Consider the following 15,751-nt stretch of genomic DNA (forward strand, 5'->3'; position numbering starts at 1 on the left):
CGATCCCTCAGGCTGCCAGCCTGAAAAATCAGCCCCTCCGCCGCCGGGATTGCACTCCCGGTAGCAATAGCAGCAGCAACCCAAACAGCGGGCCGATGCTGCCGCCGCCACCGCTCTCGCCACCACTGCTTGTCGCTTGCGTACTGGTGCCTTCCTCGGCCACTGCCAGCCCCACCGGGTCGCGGATCACACCTACGGCTGGATCCCGGTCCCAGCCATCGTTGTCAGTTAGCTCGAGGGTGAGGGTGCGTGAGGCATGGTCGATGGTGGCGTATGGGTAGTCCTGCCACTGATTATTGGTGTCGAGCTTTCGCACCACCGCATCAGCGGGCAGGTCGACCCCTTCAGGAAAGCTGAACACCACCCTAGCGCTGCCATTGGGGGCCTCGACGCTGAAGTCGAAGATGCCCAGCGGGAAGCGATGCCGGTTATCTTCGACGCCCTGTTCCTCATTGAGGATCGGCAGACCAGTTTCCCCACTGCTGTGCGCGATCAGGCGCTGCCCGTCACTCGATGCGATTGTGATCGCCTGCCCCTGCAGCGCTGGCAGGCCCAGCCTCTCAGCCGTCGGTGCGGGGATCCGAAAAGCGAGGCTGGTCGAATCCTGGGAGGCCTCCAAGCCGACCTCCAAAGCATCGATGATGCCGTCGCCGTCTCGGTCACTAGGATGTTCAGGATCGCCCAACTCCTGGGCATCTGGCACCCCATCCGCGTCGGAATCAGCATTCTCAGCGGCAGGATCGAGCCCCTGCTGCTGCGCCTGCTCATCACTCAGGCCATCGCCGTTGGCATCCGCTATCTCTGCCGAATTGACGGTAATCTTCAGATCCAATGTGTTGCTGGCGCCAGCAGTGTCGCTCACCCTGACCTGCAGGGTCTCGCTACCGACCTGGCTGGCAGTGAAGCTCATCTGGTTGGCATCAAATTCGACCTTACCAAGACTACTCTCGGTGATGGTGAAGCTGTGTTCATCATCCAGATCAGCATCCCGCACGACAAAGCGGATCCGGCGGCTCTCACCCTGTTTCAGCACCAGGCCGTTGATGCCTCGTTGCAGCAACGGCCTGTCATTCACGGCCTTGATGCTGATTTTGACCGTAGCCACAGCACTCTCCAGCCTGCCATCGCTGACCTTAAAGCTGAAGCTGTCGCGGCCATTCAGATTGGTCTTCGGCGTGTAGCTGAACTCACCGCTGCTGCTGTCGAGTCGCAGACTGCCCTTGGTGGGTTGACTCATCAGCCTGTAGCTGAGCGCATCCCCATCGGCATCGCTGGCTACCAAGGTGCCCTGAATCGCACCATCTTCATCTATTTCAAGCGATGCGGCTGAGGCAAGTGGGGCATCGTTGATCGAGTTGATATGGATCTCAACCTGGGCGATCTCGGAATCGAACTGCCCATCACTAACCTTGAAGCTGAAGCTGTCATCGCCATTGGCATGCGCTGCCGGAGTATAGCTGAACTCGCCGGTGGCGCCATCGAGGCTCAGCGCCCCTTTGGCAGGTTCGGCGACAAGAGTGTAGAGGAGCCTGTCTCCATCGGCGTCGCTGGCCTGCAGTCTGCCACTGGCCACACCATCCTCAACGAGATTCAACCTGGTGCCGCTCACTGTCGGGCGGTCGTTGATCGATCGAATATCGATGCGGACAATCGCGGGGCTGGAGTCCAGCATGCCGTCATTCACCTTGAAGCTAAAGCTGTCCGAAGCATGCAGGTTAGGCGACGGTGTGAAGGTGAATGCACCGCTCTGCTCATCCAGCGCAAGGCTGCCCGTGCTGGGTGGCGTCAGGATGATAAAGCGCAGTGGATCTCCGTCGGGATCACTGGCGATCAGCGTGCCCACTAGCGGTCTGTCCTCATCGGTAGTCAAGCTGGCGCTAGTGGCTCTCGGCGTATCGTTTTCGATACCGATCAGGATCCGGATGGTGATGCTGTCGACTGCCCCATTGGGGTCGATCACGCGCACTTGAAGCTCATCCGTGCCATTCACATCCGGATTGGGCGTATAGCGCACCAGGCCACTCGCATCGATAGTGGCGCTTCCCTGCCCAGGCGGGGTCTGAATCGACCAGCTCAGCGTGTCACCATCCACGTCGCTGGCACTCAAAGCCAGGCTCAGCGGAGTATCTTCAGCGGTTGCAATGGTGGTCTGTTCACCCAGAGTGATCTGTGGCGCATCGTTCACCGGGTTGATGGTGATGGCAATCTCGGCAGGCTCAGATTCCACCTCGCCATCGCTTACCACAAACGCGAAGCTATCACTGCCATGGGCATCAGCTGTCGGGGTGTAGGTGAAGGCGCCGGTTTCGGCAACCAAAGTCACACTACCCAGGGTGGGCTGGCGGCTGATGCGGTAGCTCAGCGCCTCGCTGTCGATATCCGCTCCGCTCAGGGTGCCACTGGCCGGCTGGTCTTCGTCGGTGGTGAGGCTGGCGCCGCTGACAGTGGGGGCATCATTGACTGCGGTAATGGTGACATCGATGGTGATGCGGTCGCTCAAGCTGCCGTCACTCACCTCGACCACGAACTGGGCGGTCCCACTGGCATCAGCCGCGGGGGTATAGCTCACCAGACCATCAGCATCGACACTGGCGCTACCCTGCTCTGGCGGGGTTGGGAGCGACCAGCTCAGCGCATCACCATCCACATCCGTGGCGCTCAGATTCAGGCTTGCTGGGGTATCCTCGCTGGCGGCCATGTTGAGCTGCTCACCCTGAACGATCTGCGGCGCATCGTTCACCGGGCTGATGGTGATGGCAATCTCGGCAGGCTCAGATTCCACCTCGCCATCGCTTACCACAAACGCGAAGCTATCACTGCCATGGGCATCAGCTGTCGGGGTGTAGGTGAAGACGCCGGTTTCGGCAACCAAAGTCACACTACCCAGGGTGGGCTGGCGGCTGATGCGGTAGCTCAGCGCCTCGCTGTCGATATCCGCCCCGCTCAGGGTGCCACTGGCCGGCTGGTCTTCGTCGGTGGTGAGGCTGGCGCCGCTGACAGTGGGGGCATCGTTGACTGCGGTAATGGTGACATCGATGGTGATGCGGTCGCTCAAGCTGCCGTCACTCACCTCGACCACGAACTGGGCGGTCCCGCTAGCATCAGCCACGGGAGTATAGCTCACCAGACCATCAGCATCGACACTGGCGCTACCCTGCTCTGGCGGGGTCTGAATCGACCAGCTCAGCACATCACCGTCCACATCCGTGGCGCTCAGATTCAGGCTTGCCGGGGTATCCTCGCTGGCGGCCATGTTGAGCTGCTCACCCTGAACGATCTGCGGCGCATCGTTCACCGAGGTGATGGTGAGGCTGACAGTGGCGATGCCGGACTCCTTCTCGCCGTCGTCGGCCTTGAAGGTGAAGCTGTCGCTGCCGTGCTCATTGAGCGCCGGGGTGTAGATGAAGGCGCCAGTGCTGGGATTCAGCTCCAGGGTTCCCATGCTCGGTGCAGTGAGCAGATGGTAGTTGAGCTGCTCATTGTCGACATCCTCCACATCGAGGCTGGCGCTGACAGGCTGGTCCTCATCGGTAGTCACGCTGCTGTTGCGCGCCACCGGGGGATCATTGAACGGGATGATGGTGAGCGCGGCGCTGGCGCTGACGCCCCCTGAAGCTGCCGTCAGGGTGAACTCACCGACCGTTTCAGCGTAGAAGTAGCCGCTTTGGTTGAGCGTGCCGCCGCCGGTCAATGACCAGCTATAGGTCTCCGTGATCGGGTCACCATACTGATCTGTGCCTTGGGCATCGAACTGGCGGGTGCCCCCCACCTCGACCAGCAGTGTGGTCGGGGTTAGGCTCAGAGTGGCCAGTGTCGGCGCGTCACCAGTGGTGACCGCCAACATGGCTTCCGTGCTCTCATTGCCCCAAGCGTCGTAGCTGATAACCCAGTAGTCGTAGAGCGTAGCCGGGCTGAGTGCCTGGTCCAGATAGCTGGTCTCCTGAATATCCGCAATCTCTATCGCGTCGCGAAAGATACGGTAGCCGGCCACCCCGGTGTTGTCTGTGGAGGCATCCCAACTCAGCTGGATGCGATCCGACTTGATCGGGGTCGCGCTAAGATTCGCCGGTTCACTGGGCGGATCGACATCCTCCTCCTCCGCCACCTCGATGGTAAGGGTGGCGCTGTCAGTGGCGCCCTGGTCATCGGTGACGGTGAGGGTCGCGCTGTAGAGGCCGGGGGTCTCGAAGATGTGGAGCGGATCTGCATCACTGGAGCTGTTGCCGTCACCGAAGTTCCACAGATAGCTCTCGATGGTGCCATCGGTGTCGATGGAGCCGCTGCTGCTGAAGCCCACATCCATCGGGATGGCACCAAGCGTGCGGCTGGCTGAGATTTGCGCCTGCGGGCGTCGGTTGGCGTAGACCAGCATCAGGTCGTCGAAGCGCAGCGTGCTGGTCTGGTTCAGGTCGGATTTCCTGTCGCTGTAGGCACCGACGATCAGGCTGTGCTCGCCCACCGCCAGGTTACCTAGGTTGATCTCGACGCTGTGCCACTGATCGGTCTGCGCATTGTCACCCGCCTGCTGTTGGGTGAGAAAATCATCACTGCCCAGACCGACCAGTTCACCGTCGAGGTTCAGCATCAGCTGAACCAGCTCATTCCCCGCATAGAAGGGGCTCTGACTCAGCTTGTAGCGGAATGAGAGGATCAGCTCAGTGGGTACGTCGAGGCTGAAGCTGCGCTGCCAGCCACCCGACATGTCCTGGATAGTGGCATTGTCCATTCCCCCCAGGATCACCTCCAGAGCACCGCCACTGGTGCCGCCGGCAGGCTGCCAGACGCCGGCAGCATAGACCGGCTGGCTGGTGCCTCGGAAGCTGTCGTCCTGATAGACGAAGCCGTCGTTACCGCTATCGAAGCGCGCCTCCAACAGGGTCGATTCCGGGTCACTGAGCTTGATCGAGAGTTCGCGTCTAGCACTGTTACCATTGGCATCCATCACCTCGATGGTAAAGGGGTAGAGGCCATCGTCGATGGGCAGGCCGCTGATGACACCATCGGCCAGCAGCAGACCGGGCGGCAGCGCACCATCCACCAGATGCCAGCTGTAGGGCTTGGCACCACCGTAGGCGCTCAGGCTGGCACTGTAGTTCTCCAGCACGTTGCCGTCTGGCAGGCTGCTGCTGGTGAGCAGGACCGCGCCGGGGATGATCGGCAGCCGCTCGACGATGCGCCGCTGAATCTCGCGGATATCACCCATCACCGCGCCATCCGGCGCCATGATCAGATCCTCGATCTCAGCAATCTCCTCATGCGTATAGGGATTGCTGATAATCGAGCTTTCGTAGCTACTGTCTTTGAAGGCTTCATGGATGTAGGGATCATCGATGCTGAACGGGATAAACGGCCCATAGTTGCTCGGACCGGCGGTGATCCAGATCAGGCGATGGTTCGGCACTGTCATGCTGCCCCAGATCGAGGTCGGATTGTGCATGTGCCAAATGTGGGCGAGATCGCGCACCTCAAACAGATTCGGATCACCTCGACTCCAGTTATCCATGTTGTTGACTTCGCTCCAGAAGCCTATCTCCTTAAACCCCACCAGGTAGAAGGGGTCATCCGGACCCAACTCATTGATACCGTTGCTGCGGATGTAGGCGGTGCGCATCCCGCCATTGCGGGAAGGCCCGGTCTGCAATACCGTGTTGGGGATCGCCTCCGGTGCGATCAGCTCCGCCATCTCCTCGAAGTCAGAACCCAGGGCAGCGGCATGCTCACGCACCTCACGGTCATCCGGGCCGCCGGTGCCACCGGCATTCTGGGTGTTCCAGGTGAGGCCAGCATCGTTCAGGCAGGAGTGGAACTGCCTCGGCCCGTCCTCGGGAGGCCCGATACAGATGAAGCCGTGTTCGTAGGTGTAGGGTCCAAACTGGCTGCCACGAGCCGGGCTGCCCGGCGGCATGTAGACAATGGTGTTGGGCTGCCCTCCCTGGGCGGCCTTGACGATGACCGGGGTGGAACTGTCGGTATAGGTCACTCCAGGGCCCAGAGGGCCGGTCATCGCCGCCATGGTGGTTGCATGACTCTCAATCGAAATACTCAAGAGAACCGCTGCGAAAAGAATCGGGGCAAAAATCTGCCGCTGAAAAGTGCCCCATGCCATGGTCGATCACCCTGTTAATCGTTGATTTTTTCTTCCTCTTTATATGCGAATTAAAATTACTTCTTCCGAAAAACTGATCAACCAGGATGATTTGGCGCCGTGATAAGGCTCACGCTTAGCAGATAAATGGCATATTTGTTGCTGAAATCTTCGGCCGTCATCTGGCATACTGTATGCCCGTTTAGAAAAACACAGACCTTTTTTCGCCCCACCTGCCACGTCTCCATCTGCGCAACGAGCTGCTGAAGAGGCTCCTGAGCACTACACAGCAGGGTCGGGCCGGTTGCCCTCCCCAGGAGACGACTCGTCCCACACTCCTGCAGCCCAGCAAAAGAGCCTGTTGTAAAACATCTTCTGTGGTGTGAGCGATACCATTTCGACTATCATCAGTGACAGAAAACGCCCCCCAGAGAACGGCCGGGGCGGAAGTCGAACAGGTGAGACCAGTCAGTGACGCATCTTGGCTCAGGAGCCACCATCGATAACAGCAAACCACTCTACCTCTGTCTGATTAGTGTGCATGGCTTGATCCGGGGCGAGGACCTGGAACTGGGCCGTGATGCCGATACCGGCGGTCAGACCAAATATGTGGTTGAACTGGCCAAGGCGCTGGCCAATCAACCTGCTGTCGGCAGGGTCGACCTGCTCACACGCCTGGTCGACGATCCGGACGTGAACCAGGATTATGCGCAGCCACTGGAGGATCTGGGCAACGGCGCACGCATCGTTCGCATCGAGGCAGGGCCTCGGGGTTATCTCCCAAAAGAGGCGCTTTGGGAACATCTCGACAGCTTCATCGACAACACCACCAGGCTGTTCGATGAACAACAGCAGCTGCCCGACCTGTTGCACAGCCACTATGCGGATGCAGGCTATATCGGCAGTCGCCTCTCACACATCCTCGGCCTGCCGCTGATCCACACCGGCCACTCACTGGGCCGGGTCAAGCGCCGCCGCCTGCTCGCCAGCGGCATCAGCGCCACCGAGGTGGAGGAGCGCTACCGGATGTCGCGGCGCATCGAAGCAGAGGAGATGACCCTGGCCTCCGCCGAGCGGGTCATCACTAGCACCCATCAGGAGATCGAGGAGCAGTACGAGCTCTACGACCACTACCAACCCGAACAGATGGTGGTGATTCCACCCGGCACCGACCTGACCCGCTTCCATCCACCCCAGGGTGGTGAGTGGCAAACCCATATCGCCGCCGAGCTGGGGCGCTTCCTGCGCGAACCCGAACGCCCCATCATCCTTGCCCTGTCGCGCCCCGATCCACGTAAAAACATCGCCGCCCTGCTCACCGCCTACGGCGAGGACGAAGAGTTGCAGGAGATGGCAAACCTGGTGGTGGTGGTGGGTAACCGGGACGATATTGCCGAGCTGGATGGTGGTGCCCAGGAGGTGTTGGGTGAGCTATTGCAGCTGGTCGACCGTTTCGACCTGTATGGCAAGGTTGCCTACCCCAAACACCACACAGCGGATGACGTGCCGCTGATCTATCGGTTGGCAGCGCTCTCCAACGGCGTGTTCGTCAATCCAGCGCTGACCGAGCCCTTCGGTCTAACCCTGATCGAGGCGGCGGCCAGCGGCCTGCCGATCGTCGCCACTGAGGATGGCGGCCCCCGCGACATCACCGCCAACTGTCAGAATGGCCTGCTGATTGACCCCCTCGACCCGGAAGATATCGCCCTCGCCCTGAAGAGCGTGCTGCTCGACTGGGAGCAGTGGCAGCAGCGTTCGGTTCTCGGCCTGCAGGGGGTGCGTGAACACTACGTCTGGAATGCCCATGCGCAGCGCTATCTGGAGATGGTGCTGCCGGTCGTGGCGAAGACGGCCCCACCGCTGGTGCGCACTGCACGCGGTCGGCGTCCCATGCTTTATCACGACCGGGCGATCTTTACCGACCTCGATCAAAATCTGCTGGGTGATAAGAAATCACTGGCGGAGCTGGTCAGCCTGCTACGAAAAAATCGTAAGTGCGTCTCCTTCGGTATCGCCACCGGACGCCGCCTCGACTCGGCCCTGAAGATGATGAAAAAGTACCACATCCCGGAGCCAGACGTGCTGATCACCAGCGGCGGCAGCGCCATCCACTATGCGCCGAAATTGACCGAGGACACGGCTTGGACTCGCCACATTGAAAAACAGTGGACCCCGCAACTCGTGCGCCGGGTGTTAAATGCGCTGCCCGGTCTGCAGCCGCAGCCACGGGTCGAACAGAGCCACTTCAAGATCAGCTACTACATCGATCCGGAGAAGGCGCCCTGCCTCGACGAGATCAACCAGCTGCTGCACCAGGAGGAGCTCTCGGTCAACGTGGTGCTCTCGTTCGGCCAGTTCCTCGATGTGTTGCCGATCCGCGCCTCCAAGGGGCTGGCGCTGCGCTTCATGGCGACGCACTGGGGCATCCCACTGGAACGCATCCTGGTGGCTGGCGGCTCCGGCGCCGACGAGGATATGATGCGTGGCAATACCCTGGCGGTGGTGGTGGGTAACCGCCACCATGAGGAGCTGTCGCAGCTGGAAGACGCCGAGCGCATCTATTTCGCCCATGCCCCCTACGCCGCGGGCATCCTCGAAGCGCTGCAGCACTACGACTTCTTCCGCAGCTGTCAGCTGGCGGAGCCCGATGGGAGCGCCAGATGACGACTCCGCTGCTGCTTTGTACCGACCTCGACCGCACTCTGTTGCCCAACGGGGTCGAGCCTGAATCACCGGATGCACGCTGGCGCTTCACCCATTTGGTCGAGCAGCCAGAAGTAATCCTGGTGTTTGTCAGCGGACGCGATCGTCGTCTGGTGCAGGAGGCGATCAAGAACTATCTGCTGCCACGTCCCGATTTTGTCATCAGTAATGTCGGCAGCACGATCTACGACCTTCGACAGGGAGCTTGGCAGCTCTGGTCTCACTGGCAGGAGGAGATCGCTCCCGACTGGAACGGTCTCGATCACCAGGCACTGCGCCTGCTGCTGAGTGATCTCGACAACCTGCGGTTGCAAGAGCACAGCAAACAGAACCGCTACAAGCTCAGCTACTATCTGCCACTGCACCTGGAGCATCAGTCGCTGGTGAAAAAGATAGAGGCACGCTTTCAGCAGTATGGTGTCGCCGCCAACCTGATTCTTAGCGTCGATGAGCCGGCTGGCGTTGGCCTGCTTGATATCCTTCCGCGCCGAGCCAGCAAGCTGCATGCAGTAGAGTTCCTGCAAGATTATCTCGGCATCCCGCGCCATCAGACCCTGTTTGCCGGTGATAGCGGTAACGATCTGCCGGTGCTGGCGAGCCCGATCCCCTCGGTGCTGGTCGCCAACGCCATGCCCTCAGTGGTAGAGGATGCGATCGCCGCCAGTCGCGTCAACGGCACCCTCCCTGCACTCTACCTGGCCAGCGGCGGGCTGTTCGGCATGAATGGCAACTACAGCGCCGGCATTCTGGAGGGCGTCGCCCACTTCCACCCCGAGTTGCAGCCACTGATCGAGGGGGTGGAGAGTCATTTGTAGAGCCGGCTCCAGTCAGATAGGGTCGGGCCAGCAGGCGCGATGTTTGATTGCCGAGTTATCAGACAAGCCACCCAATAAGCTGAGGCAGAAATGGAATCACACCCGATCATCTTTGGCGAAGTGCTGTTCGACTGCTTTGAAGATGGCAGCCGTGTGTTGGGCGGTGCCCCCTTCAATGTCGCCTGGCATCTGCAGGCGTTGGGCGCAGCCCCCCTCTTCATCAGCCGCGTGGGGGACGACCCGCTGGGGCGGCAGATCCGCGACACCATGCAGCAGTGGGGGCTGAGCAGCGCCGCGCTGCAGCTCGACTCTGCCCACCCCACCGGCAGCGTCGAGGTGACCATCCAGGATGGCGAGCCACACTTTGAGATTGTCGCCGAGCGCGCCTATGATTTCATTCAGGCCAATGCGCTACCATCGCTCGAGGCCACCCTGATCTACCATGGCAGTCTGGCGCTACGCCAGCCCCACTCGGCCAGCGCCCTCGCCAGTCTGAAACAGAGCCATCCAGCCCCGATCTTCCTGGACGTCAACCTGCGCCCCCCTTGGTGGGATGCGGAATCGATCAACCAGATGCTGGATGACGCCACCTGGGCCAAGCTCAATGATGACGAGGTGAATGCCCTGCTGCCGGGCAGCGAGAACCTGCGGAACAAAGCGGAGCACCTGCTGCAGTGCCATCAACTCGAGCTGATCATCGTCACCCGCGGCAGCCAGGGCGCGTTTGCATTGGACAGCCAGCAGCACCACGCCGAGATCGTTCCCACCAGCGACACCAGGGTGGTCGACACAGTGGGTGCCGGTGACGCCTTCGCCAGCGTCTGCATCCTGGGGCTGCTCAGGGACTGGGATCTTGCCAGCATGCTGAGTCGCGCCCAGGTGTTTGCCTCGCTGATCGTCGGCATGCGCGGCGCAACCGTGCGGGATACCGCCCTCTACCAGAGACTGAAACAGCAGTGGGGACTCTGGTACCCCGTCCCACCCCAACATAAAAGAAGCCAAGCATGTACGAACAGGTCGCCCACTCCCTACTGAACGAGATCCTCGACCGCCTCAAGCCGGAGATCCGGCGCCAGGATCTGCGCCACTTCTACACTCGTCTCGGCGCCAACTTCTACGCCATCCACAGCCTGTTCCACTTGCTCTACGGCAAGCGTAGCGACTTCACCGAACAGATGATCAATCTGGTGGAAGTAATGGCCAACCAATACATCACCCGCAGCAAGCGGCTGGAACAGAGCGATATAGCACGGGAGAAGGAGCACAACTGGTTTCTCAGCCAGCAGTGGGTTGGCATGGCGCTCTATGCCGACGGCTTCGCCGACGACCTGCGGGGGGGCCGCTCACGGCTTCCCTATCTGCAGGAGCTGGGGATCAACATGGTTCACCTGATGCCGGTGCTGAAGTGCCCCGAGAGCGCCAGCGATGGCGGCTATGCGGTGAGTGATTTCCGCCAGCTCGACAGCCGCATCGGCAACCTCGACGACCTGCGCGAGCTGGCCGAGTCCATGCACAAACGGGAGATGCTGCTGGTGTTCGACGTGGTGGTCAACCACACCTCCGACGAACACGCTTGGGCGCAGATGGCCCGCAGCGGCGAGCAAAAATATCAGGACTACTACTACATCTTCGACAACCGCGACGTGCCCGACATGTTTGAGGAGACCATGCCTGAGATCTTCCCCGAGACCTCACCCGGCAACTTCACCTGGGACGAGACGATGGGCAAGTGGGTGATGAGCGTGTTTCACGACTACCAGTGGGATCTGAACTACAGCAATCCGGCGGTGTTCATCGAGATGATCGACATCATCCTGTTCTGGGCCAACCAGGGGGCCGACATCGTGCGCCTCGATGCGGTGGCCTTCCTCTGGAAGAAGATTGGCACCAACTGTCAGAATGAGCGCGAGGCCCACCTGATCCTGCAGTTGATGAAGGACTGCTGCCAAGTCACCGCCCCCGGCGTATTGTTCATCGCCGAGGCGATCGTCGCACCGGTAGAGATCATCAAATACTTCGGCGAGGATGCTGTGATCGCCAAGGAGTGTGAGATCGCCTACAACGCCACCTTCATGGCGCTACTCTGGGATGCGATCGCTACCCGCAATGCCAAGCTGCTCAACCAGGGTATCCGCAACCTGCCGGGCAAACTCGACCGTGCCACTTGGCTCAACTATATCCGCTGCCACGACGATATCGGCCTCGGCTTCGATGACCGGGACATCCGCCTTGCCGGTTACGAACCCCTCGCCCACCGACGCTTTCTGGTGGACTACTTCACCGGCGCCTACGACGACTCCGAGGCCAAGGGACAACCCTTCGGCGTCAATGAGAAGACCGGTGACGCCCGTATCTCCGGCTCGCTGGCCTCGCTGGTGGGGCTAGAGTGGGCACTGGAACAGGACGATCCGGAGGCGATCGAGCGCGCTGTCAAACTGATCCTGCTGCTGCACAGCATGATCCTCTCCTTTGGCGGCATCCCGCTGCTCTACTACGGTGACGAGATCGGTACTCTCAACGACTGCAGTTTTCTGCAGGATGAGAGCAAGGCCGGCGATAACCGCTGGATGCACCGTCCGCAGCTCGACTGGGAGAAAGCCGAGCTGCGGCTACGCCACGGCACTGTCGAACAGCAAATTTTTGACGGCCTGAAGAAGATAATCGCGGTGCGCAAGAGCATTCCCGCCTTCGCCGACTTCAACAACCGCGAATTGCTCGAACTCGACAACCCACACCTGTTCGCCTTCTGGCGCAGCCACCCCAACCAGAGCGGCGACCGGGTGCTGGTAGTCGCCAACTTCGACGCCTCACCCCAATACATCAACCTGAACGAACTCGGCAACCGCGGCATGTTCTGCTACGGCCAGGTTAAAGACCTCTGCAGCGGCGAGTCACCAGCCCTGTTCAAAGAGCAATTGGTGATACCGCCCTACCGCTTCTATTGGCTGACAGACCAGCAGCCGGAAGTGGAGCTGTGAGGGCTACGCTGATATTACCTTCAGCTCCACACATCACAGGCAGCAAATGCTGGAATTCCCCCGTATCCGCTCAGGGTATGATTGCCCATATTCCCTAATTAGTGTTAATTCATGGATTCACACGTACGCGGCATTATCCTCAATGCCACCGGCGCCGATGATTTGTTCGAAGGCGGTTCAATTCAAAGTCTGTGGAGTGGTTACGGTAGTATCGACCGCTACGGCCTGATCGGTTCGGAACTGAACACCGTGGTGGTCAAACACGTACGGTTACCGGATCAGAGCAGACACCCGCGTGGCTGGAACACCGATCGATCCCACCAACGCAAACTGCACTCCTATCAGGTGGAAACCGCCTGGTACGAACATTGGGCCGCACGCTGTGATGACCACTGCCGCATCCCCCATTGTCTGGCCCTGGAACATCACGACGATGAAGTGTTGATGGTGCTGGAAGATCTGGACGGCAGCGGTTTCCCGGCCCGCAAGGGCAGTGTTACCGAGGCCGAAATGATCCGCTGCCTGAGCTGGCTTGCCCACTTCCATGCCACCTTCATGGACGAGAAACCGGAAGGGCTGTGGGACATAGGCACCTATTGGCACCTGGACACACGCCCCGATGAACTGGCCACCATGGAGGAGGGTGAACTAAAACAGGCTGCAGAGGTTCTGGACCGGACTCTGAACGAGGCCCCCCTTCCAAACCTTTGTGCATGGCGATGCCAAGCTGGCCAATTTCTGTTTCTCGCTGGACGGAATCCAGGTCGCGGCAGTGGACTTTCAATACGTGGGCGGCGGTTGTGGCATGAAGGACGTGGCCTATTTCATCGGCAGCTGCCTCAACGAAGACGAATGCGAACGCTGGGAGGAACCCCTGCTCAACGCCTACTTCGCTGTCCTGAAACAGGCCCTGGCTCTGCACCACCCCCGGATCGATGCTGCAGCTGTGGAAGCGGCCTGGCGGCCCTTGTATAGCGTGGCCTGGATCGATTTCTATCGTTTCCTCAAAGGCTGGAGCCCCGGCCACTGGAAAATTCACAGTTACAGTGAACGCCTCGCCCATGAGGTGGTGAGCCAATTACAGGACACCCCATGATCTTCAGCAATGATCAACTCTACGAACTGAGCCAGCTGGCCTTCAGCGCGGCCCATGCCGCAGGCCATATCATCGAAACCCACCGACAAACCAAGATCCAGTTTCACCACAAAGAGAGTAGCGCCAGCCTCGCCGGTCAGGTGGTCACTGAAGTGGATCACAAGGCTCAAGCCGCTATTTTGGAGATACTGGAACCCAGCCGTGCTGAATATGATCTCGCTTTGCTCACGGAGGAGTCCCCCGATGACGGTCAACGCCAGGAAAAACCCGCCTTCTGGTGTATCGATCCCCTGGACGGCACGCTGGCCTTCATCAACAACACCCCCGGCTTTTCCGTCTCTATTGCCCTGGTGGCTCGGAATGGCGACCCGCTGATCGGTGTGGCGTATGATCCGGTGGAGCAAGTCCTGTTTCATGCCATCCGTGGCCAGGGGGCATACAAAAATGGACACCCCATACAGATCCCTGACCTGGACCCGAAACAGCCCCTAATCCTGAGTATCGACTTCAGTTTCCAGTCACATCCCTGGTTGGAACATACCCGGACTGGTTTACATGATATCGCCCGGCAACTGGGTCTGGACGGCTCCGATATTCAGTTTCGCACTGGTGGTGTAATGAATGCCTGCGGCATCCTCGAAGACCCCAACATCTGCTACTTCAAATACCCCCGCAGCGACAATAGCGGCGGCAGTTTATGGGACTATGCCGCTACCGCCTGCCTGTTCCATGAGGCTGGGGCCGTGGCCTCCGATATCTACGGCCACCCCATGGAGCTTAACCGACCAGATTCCACCTTCATGAACCATCGCGGGCTGTTGTATGCCGCTCACCAGGCTCTAGCCGACCGCATCATTGCGCTACATCACAGTGTGCTGTTACATCGCAAGGCCGGCAGACTTTCAGAAAATGCTCAGACAAACTTCCAGTAAACGGTGCTAAGTGTTACCAAATAACACATCATCACGTACTGTCGTTCAAAGAGGCACAGAGCAATCCAGCATTATATTGTGGATTAATTTGTGGGAAGCGTAAGCCGCCAATTGATTAATAAGCTGTTATATCAATGGCTTATGCTTATTGAGTGGCGGAGAGGCAGGGATTCGAACCCTGGGTGGGCTACAAACCCACGCCGGTTTTCAAGACCGGTGCATTCAACCGCTCTGCCACCTCTCCAAGAGCGCGCTAGGATACCTGAAATCGACTTGAAAATACCAGTCGAAACTCTACTTTCATCGTGTTGATCTTTGGCTGGATAGATGTATCCTTGCGGAACCGAAACGGATATCCAGTGTCTTATACACAACCTATTGATTTGCTGGCATTTACCCAGGAGGCAAAGCCGACATGAACCAGATTGATTTCACCTCTACCCGTACCCAGGAATCGGTACTGGCGAGTAACAAGGTGCTGAAGAACACCTACATGCTGCTCTCTGCCACACTGGCATTCAGCGCAGTCATGGCCGGCATCTCGATGTTCATCGCGATGCCGCCGATGACCTACATGGTCTCTGTCATCGTCGCCATGGTGCTCGGCATCTTTGTGCTGCCCCGTACCGCCAACTCCTCCGCCGGTATCGGCGTGATCTTCATGATCACCGGTCTGATGGGTTTTGGACTGGGCGCCATCCTCTCCATCTACGCTGCACTGCCAAAAGGCCCTGAAATCATCACCACCGCTTTCGGCGGCACCGGCGTGATCTTCCTCGGTCTCTCTGGCTATGCACTGACCACCCGCAAGAACTTCAGCTTCATGGGGGGCTTCCTGTTTGCCGGCATGATGGTTGTGGTGGTCGCAATGCTGGCCAATATCTTCCTCGCGATGCCAGCCCTCTCGCTGGCGCTCTCTGCCGGTATCATCCTGCTGATGAGCGGTTTCATCCTGTTCGACACCAGCCGCATCATCCACGGCGGTGAGACCAACTACATCATGGCCACTTATGGCATCTACATCAGCATCTTCAACATCTTCATCAGCCTGCTGCATCTGCTCGGCGTGATGAGTGATGACTGATCAGACCCTTGTCTGACGGCAAACCCCGGCCCGGTGCCGGGGTTTTTTTATATCTGCT

General features: G+C 59.6%; 7 protein-coding genes, 1 tRNA gene and 1 pseudogene. 7 read left to right on the forward strand and 2 right to left on the reverse strand.

Annotation, left to right across the window (positions count from 1 at the left end; translation table 11 throughout):
• Positions 1-28 precede the first annotated feature (28 nt).
• The gene (locus Ga0074115_RS09470) at positions 29-6,046 is read right to left on the reverse strand and encodes an Ig-like domain-containing protein (protein WP_198295061.1); all 6,018 of its coding nucleotides are present in this window, start codon (positions 6,044-6,046) and stop codon (positions 29-31) included.
• A 510-nt stretch (positions 6,047-6,556) separates the two neighbouring features.
• Between Ga0074115_RS09470 and Ga0074115_RS09475 the strand changes: the two genes are divergently transcribed.
• The 6 genes and pseudogenes from Ga0074115_RS09475 to Ga0074115_RS09500 all read left to right on the forward strand — a co-directional run bounded on the left by Ga0074115_RS09475 (position 6,557) and on the right by Ga0074115_RS09500 (position 14,609).
• Positions 6,557-8,749 carry an HAD-IIB family hydrolase gene (locus Ga0074115_RS09475; RefSeq protein WP_057955139.1) on the forward strand — a complete coding sequence of 731 codons (2,193 nt, stop codon included), beginning with the start codon at positions 6,557-6,559 and terminating at the stop codon, positions 8,747-8,749.
• Complete coding sequence (locus Ga0074115_RS09480) at positions 8,746-9,603, forward strand: HAD-IIB family hydrolase (RefSeq protein WP_057955138.1); 858 nt, start codon at positions 8,746-8,748, stop codon at positions 9,601-9,603. Before Ga0074115_RS09475 ends, Ga0074115_RS09480 begins: the two co-directional genes overlap by 4 nt.
• 90 nt (positions 9,604-9,693) lie before the next feature.
• Entirely contained in the window at positions 9,694-10,638 is a 945-nt protein-coding gene (locus Ga0074115_RS09485) for a carbohydrate kinase family protein (RefSeq protein ID WP_232433021.1), read from the forward strand.
• Positions 10,608-12,581, forward strand: a complete 1,974-nt coding sequence (locus tag Ga0074115_RS09490; RefSeq protein WP_060528455.1) for an alpha-amylase family glycosyl hydrolase — start codon at positions 10,608-10,610, stop codon at positions 12,579-12,581. Before Ga0074115_RS09485 ends, Ga0074115_RS09490 begins: the two co-directional genes overlap by 31 nt.
• 111 nt (positions 12,582-12,692) lie before the next feature.
• Positions 12,693-13,677 (forward strand): annotated as a pseudogene (locus Ga0074115_RS09495) (phosphotransferase).
• On the forward strand, positions 13,674-14,609 hold the full coding sequence (locus Ga0074115_RS09500; protein ID WP_057955135.1) for a 3'(2'),5'-bisphosphate nucleotidase CysQ family protein: 936 nt from the start codon (positions 13,674-13,676) through the stop codon (positions 14,607-14,609). The pseudogene Ga0074115_RS09495 and the gene Ga0074115_RS09500 overlap by 4 nt, the downstream one beginning before the upstream one ends.
• 153 nt (positions 14,610-14,762) lie before the next feature.
• Here Ga0074115_RS09500 and Ga0074115_RS09505 read toward each other — a convergent pair.
• Positions 14,763-14,853 (reverse strand) — tRNA-Ser (locus tag Ga0074115_RS09505).
• 171 nt (positions 14,854-15,024) lie between these two features.
• Here Ga0074115_RS09505 and Ga0074115_RS09510 point away from each other — a divergent pair.
• Positions 15,025-15,693 (forward strand): Bax inhibitor-1/YccA family protein, encoded by a 669-nt coding sequence (locus Ga0074115_RS09510; RefSeq protein ID WP_057955134.1) that lies wholly within the window; start codon positions 15,025-15,027, stop codon positions 15,691-15,693.
• Positions 15,694-15,751: the final 58 nt, after the last annotated feature.

It is taken from the genome of endosymbiont of Ridgeia piscesae (genome assembly GCF_001443665.1).
GTDB classification, from domain to species: Bacteria; Pseudomonadota; Gammaproteobacteria; order Chromatiales; family Chromatiaceae; genus Endoriftia; species Endoriftia persephonae.

What these genes read in the sequence shown, in the direction of transcription:
- Ga0074115_RS09480 (WP_057955138.1), top strand. Translation starts at nt 8,746, where the DNA reads ATGACGACTCCGCTGCTGCTTTGTACCGACCTCGACCGCACTCTGTTG.
- Ga0074115_RS09485 (WP_232433021.1), top strand. Translation starts at nt 9,694, where the DNA reads ATGGAATCACACCCGATCATCTTTGGCGAAGTGCTGTTCGACTGCTTT.
- Ga0074115_RS09490 (WP_060528455.1), top strand. Translation starts at nt 10,608, where the DNA reads ATGTACGAACAGGTCGCCCACTCCCTACTGAACGAGATCCTCGACCGC.
- Ga0074115_RS09500 (WP_057955135.1), top strand. Translation starts at nt 13,674, where the DNA reads ATGATCTTCAGCAATGATCAACTCTACGAACTGAGCCAGCTGGCCTTC.
- Ga0074115_RS09510 (WP_057955134.1), top strand. Translation starts at nt 15,025, where the DNA reads ATGAACCAGATTGATTTCACCTCTACCCGTACCCAGGAATCGGTACTG.